Source organism: Hypericibacter sp., assembly GCF_050729195.1.
Lineage (GTDB): Bacteria > Pseudomonadota > Alphaproteobacteria > Dongiales > Dongiaceae > Hypericibacter.
In genome coordinates this window covers 1-4,543 of sequence record NZ_JBOHKS010000042.1, presented here as the reverse complement: position 1 = coordinate 4,543, position 4,543 = coordinate 1, and the positions used below count along the sequence as shown (strand labels likewise).

The following is a 4,543-nucleotide window of genomic DNA, read 5'->3' as shown; positions in this document are numbered from 1 at the left end:
CCGTCAAGCAGACGCCGCAGACCACCTACGGCGTCACCAAGGCGATCGGCGAGCTGCTGGTCAACGACTACAGCCGCAAGGGCTTCATCGACGGGCGCTCGGTGCGGCTGCCGACCATCATCATCCGGCCCGGCAAGCCCAACAAGGCGGCCTCGAGCTTCGCCAGCGGCGTGTTCCGCGAGCCGCTGAGCGGTGTCGATTGCGCGCTGCCGGTGACGCTCGACGCGGTGATGCCGGTCTCCGGATATCGCACGGCGGTCGAGAACATGATCCGGCTCTATGAGCTCCCCGCCGAGAAGCTTGGGCCTGACCGCGCCGTGGGCCTGCCCAGCCTCGACGTCACGGTCGGCCAGATGGTCGACAGCCTCAAGCGCGTCGCCGGCAACCGTCCTCTCGGCGAGATCACCGTGGCCCCCGACCCCTTCATCCAGAAGATCGTCGCCGGCTGGCCGGTCGCGACGAACTTCAAGCGCGCGACGAGCCTGGGGCTGGCTGCGGACGAGACGCTCGATCCGATCGTGCGCGGTTATATCGAGGATTTTCTCGGCGGGTGACAGCAAGTGCTCTGTTCCAATCCTCCCGATCATTGATCGGCTCGCCAATCATCGTCCCTGCCCGGTCGCGCTAGGAACGAGGTCTCTCCCATCCGCCCAGCGACTTAAGGTCGGCTGCCGGCTTCCCATGTGAGGCAGCGACGGTGACCCTGTGCGATCACATTTGCGCGGCGATGATGAACGTCCTGAAAGAATCCGGCGCCGACGACCCCGCGAATGACATAGCATTCGAGCCGGATTTTTCTCTCGTCACGCATCCGGATCACGCCCGTGGGCCCAGCTGGGGCTCGCGCCGTTACGACAAGGGGAGATTGACGCCATGCCGGACGATGCGCCCGAATTCGTTGGCCCCGCGGAAGCCCTGAAGAGCGCGGATTATGAGCGCGTCGCCCAGAAGCTGAGTTGCGAGACCGCCGCCATTCGCGCGGTCGCCGAAGTGGAATCGGGCGGGCGCACCGGCTTTCTGCCGGACAAGCGTCCCAAGATCCTGTTCGAATCGCGCTGGTTCCATAAGTTGACCAAGGGCCGGTTCGATCGGCAGCATCCCGATATCTCCACGGCGGTCTGGGTCAGGAACTACAAGGGCGGTGCTGCCGAATATGACCGGCTGCGGGCGGCGATCGCGCTCGATCGCGGGGCAGCGCTCAAATCGGCGAGCTGGGGCATGTTCCAGATCCTCGGCGTCAATCACAAGGTCGCGGGCTTCCCCGACGTCGAATCCTTCGTCGATGCGCAATGCCAGTCCGAAGGCGCGCATCTCGATGCCTTCGCCAGTTTCGTGCTCAGCAACAAGCTCGACGACGAGCTGCGCGATCGGCGCTGGGCGGACTTCGCGCGCGGCTATAACGGTCCCGGTTATGCGGAGAATCGCTACGACACGAAACTGGCCGATGCCTATGCGAAATATGCCAGCGGTCATGTCACACCCTCGGTGCTCGCGATCCAGAATGCGCTGAACAGGCAGGGTGCCGCGATCGAAGCGGATGGCAAGTCGGGCCCCGATACCCGCACCGCGATCCGCGAGTTCCAGCGCCAGGCGGGTCTGCCGATTACCGGCATCGCCGGTCCGGAGACCCTCGCGGCGCTGGGCCTGTCCGAGACCCATGATCCGGTCGCCACCTCGGCGGCGCTGAACGGGAAATAGGAGCGAGGGTCTTTCGGGGAGAGCGGTAACAGGGACGGGGCAACCATGAACAGCGATCAAGATCCGCCGGGCGCGTCGTCATCGGGCCGGAAGGAAGCTCTGGAGATCGACGAGGATCGCCTGGAGCTTCTCGAACGGCGCCTGGCGGAGGCAGCCCCTACCGCGTAATGGGCGCCGTTGGCGACGGCGCAGACTGTCTCAAAGCGGGGCGCCCGAGCCGCGTGACGCTTGGCGCTTCGCCACCTTCGACGATGTCCGCCACAAGCCGGCCGAGGGCCGGGCCGAACTTGAAAGCATGCCCCGAGCAGCCGCCGGCAACAATGAACTGTCCCCATCGATCGACGATGAAGTCGACATCGGGCGTCATCGTCCAGGGATGACGTTGTGTCCGGCTGACCTTCGGCACCACCGAAGGCATTCGCCGAGCCAGCCAGCCCAGCAAGCGCTGTTCCTCGGCCGGATCCGGCTCCCATTCCTCGACGTCGGGATGCCAACCCGCCGCGCCGGAATCGAAGGCGATCTTGTAGCCGATGCCGGGAACGGGGTGACCATAGATTCCGGTTTCACCATTCGGCCGCCATTCCGCGATTCCGGGACGATCGACGAGAGCCGGAGCGTCGAGGAACGTGACCTGCGCAACGGCAGGCGCCAGCGGCAAGGGGAGCCCGACGCCATCCAGCAGATCCTTGGCCCAGGGGCCGGCCGCGACGATCACCTGCTTCGCCTCGAAGTGGCGCCCTTCGGTGTACAGCGTGACCGTCGCTCCCGGTTCGAAGCGGACCACGCGTTCGGGGGCGAGATAGGTGACGCCGGCCTTCTTGGCGGCCCGCAGCAAGGCCGCCATGCCGGCATTCGCGATGACGGTGCCGGCCTGTCGCTGGAAGAGTCCGATTTCGCCACGGGATAGCGCAATCTCCGGAAAGCGGCGGCGCAGCTCGGCGGCATCCATCTCCTCGATGGCCGCGCCCGCAGCACGGACCGTCCGCGTCAGCTCCTCGAGCTTGCTTTGCGGACCCAGGTCGACCTGGCCCGTCAGATGCAGGATCGTCTGCCCGGTCTCGGCCTCGAGCCGTCGCCAGCTCTCGATCGCCTCCAGCGCCAACTCGACATAGAACGGATGGTCGTAGGCGATCCGGATGCTTCGGGAAGCCCCCGTCGACGAGGTCGCGGGATGGCCGCTGCCGAATCGATCGATCGCCAGGACCGAGTGGCCGCGTCGCGCCAGCTCATAGGCCGTCGACAGGCCGAAGATGCCGGCACCCACGATCGCCACGTCGTATGTCATTGGCATCTCTGATTCCTATGATCGGTTCTTGTAGCCCTTGCCGTCGTGACGCTCAACCCGTGACGAGATCGGCCCGAAGCAGAGCGACATGATCCCGTCGATGATCGCGGCGGCGATCAGCATCTAACGGCTGAGAGAGCACGTCTTGTTCATTGAGTATCCAGTTATTAACCAATACCCGTGATCCTGGCTCACGACGGCTCCATTCGCCGATCGACCACATCGCCGAGGTTGATCCATGCTCATTCGCGACCTGCTTGCGGGGAGGACGGGGACGGACGCGAAGTGCGTCCAGCCGGACAGCTCCCTTCGGGAAGCTGCCGGCAGAATGACGTCCCACAATGTGGGCGCCCTGGTCGTCACCGATGACGGCGGGAAACTCGTCGGCATCGTCTCGGAGCGCGATCTCGCTCGGGCAATCGCCAAATACGACGACGTGGCCGAAAGGACCGTCAGCGATGTGATGACGCGATCTGTCGTCACCTGCTCGGGTGGTCAGGGCGTCGCCGACATGTTGTCCCTGATGAAAGCCCACCACATCCGTCATCTTCCGGTCTTGGAGGGCGACAGGCTCATCGGCATGGTCAGCACCCGCGAGCTGACACAGGCCTATGAAGCGCTCCAGGCCCAGGCCAATACGGACGCGCTCACCGGTCTGTCGAATCGGCGCCACTTCCTCGAAAACCTGGACGTCGAATGGGCCCGGAGCCGCCGCTACGGGCGCGCGCTGTCGGTGGCGATGATCGATGTGGATCGCTTCAAGCGCGTCAACGACAAATACGGCCACGAGGCCGGGGACAAAGTGCTGAGCGCCCTGGCCCGTCACTTCGATCACGAGCTGCGCACCGTCGACAGGACGGGACGCCTGGGCGGGGAGGAGTTCGCTGCCATCTTCCCGGAGACGGATATCGAGGGGGCGAGAATAGCCTGCGATCGGCTTCTGAGGACAATCAGGGGCACGGCCGTGGAGGTTGACGGAGGAAAGATCTCCATCACCGTGAGTATCGGCCTGACCCGCGCCAATCCGGGTGCGGACGGCAATCCGAGCACGGAAGATCCGGCAGCGATCTTGAAGCGCGCCGACGGGCTTTTATACGCCGCCAAGTCCCAAGGCAGGGACCGCGTTCAGATGGATGCATCGGCCGCGTAGCGGAAACGTCTCTCTAGGGACGCGCTGCTTTCGCTTCCCAAATGGCTTGCCACGCCGCAAAGTCGGACGGTCGGATGCGGTAGCGGGCGAAGTTTCCCTCATGCAGCCCGAGAACCTCGCGCTCTGCCAGCTCGCGGAAGCGCTCGCGGTCGGGGTCGTCGATATGCTGCCCGACCCAGGATACGATATGGGCGGCGGCGGTCTTGCGATCCATGGGAGCGCGCACGATCTCGCCGACGATGTCCTGCAGCGCCGCGCGGTGGCGCAGGCGGAACGGATCGGGTTCGCCGAGCGACTGGCGCACGGCGGCGTAACGCGCCGCCGAGCGTTCATAGGCCCAGATGAAGACATCCTTGAGCAGATCGACCCGCTTCAGCTCGTACACCCCGAGGATGGCGTCGGTGTAGGCC

The 4,543-nt window shown here is 65.2% G+C and carries 5 protein-coding genes and 1 pseudogene; 4 read left to right on the top strand and 2 right to left on the bottom strand.

From position 1 onward, the window contains the following. From ACREE8_RS03210 to ACREE8_RS03200, 3 genes and pseudogenes are all read left to right on the top strand, one after another. A pseudogene (locus ACREE8_RS03210) lies at nt 1-554 on the top strand (D-erythronate dehydrogenase); the annotation flags it as partial. Between the two features lie 319 nt (nt 555-873). Continuing rightward, a complete protein-coding gene (locus ACREE8_RS03205; RefSeq protein WP_431571535.1) occupies nt 874-1,698 on the top strand; it encodes an N-acetylmuramidase domain-containing protein in 825 nt (274 codons plus the stop codon). Between the two features lie 45 nt (nt 1,699-1,743). Continuing rightward, on the top strand, nt 1,744-1,866 hold the full coding sequence (locus ACREE8_RS03200) for a hypothetical protein (protein ID WP_431571534.1): 123 nt from the start codon (nt 1,744-1,746) through the stop codon (nt 1,864-1,866). Here ACREE8_RS03200 and ACREE8_RS03195 read toward each other — a convergent pair. Beyond that, on the bottom strand, nt 1,856-2,989 hold the full coding sequence (locus ACREE8_RS03195) for an FAD-dependent oxidoreductase (RefSeq protein WP_431571533.1): 1,134 nt from the start codon (nt 2,987-2,989) through the stop codon (nt 1,856-1,858). The two genes, ACREE8_RS03200 and ACREE8_RS03195, sit on opposite strands and share 11 nt — an antisense overlap. 232 nt (nt 2,990-3,221) lie before the next feature. On the opposite strand from ACREE8_RS03195, the gene ACREE8_RS03190 reads away from it, so the two are divergent. Continuing rightward, the gene (locus ACREE8_RS03190) at nt 3,222-4,133 is read left to right on the top strand and encodes a diguanylate cyclase (RefSeq protein ID WP_431571532.1); all 912 of its coding nucleotides are present in this window, start codon (nt 3,222-3,224) and stop codon (nt 4,131-4,133) included. 13 nt (nt 4,134-4,146) lie between these two features. Here ACREE8_RS03190 and ACREE8_RS03185 read toward each other — a convergent pair. Then, the coding region (locus ACREE8_RS03185) for a hypothetical protein (RefSeq protein WP_431571531.1) at nt 4,147-4,543 on the bottom strand (397 nt) is incomplete at its 5' end.

What these genes read in the sequence shown, in the direction of transcription:
- ACREE8_RS03205 (WP_431571535.1), top strand. Translation starts at nt 874, where the DNA reads ATGCCGGACGATGCGCCCGAATTCGTTGGCCCCGCGGAAGCCCTGAAG.
- ACREE8_RS03200 (WP_431571534.1), top strand. Translation starts at nt 1,744, where the DNA reads ATGAACAGCGATCAAGATCCGCCGGGCGCGTCGTCATCGGGCCGGAAG.
- ACREE8_RS03195 (WP_431571533.1), bottom strand. Translation starts at nt 2,989, where the DNA reads ATGCCAATGACATACGACGTGGCGATCGTGGGTGCCGGCATCTTCGGC.
- ACREE8_RS03190 (WP_431571532.1), top strand. Translation starts at nt 3,222, where the DNA reads ATGCTCATTCGCGACCTGCTTGCGGGGAGGACGGGGACGGACGCGAAG.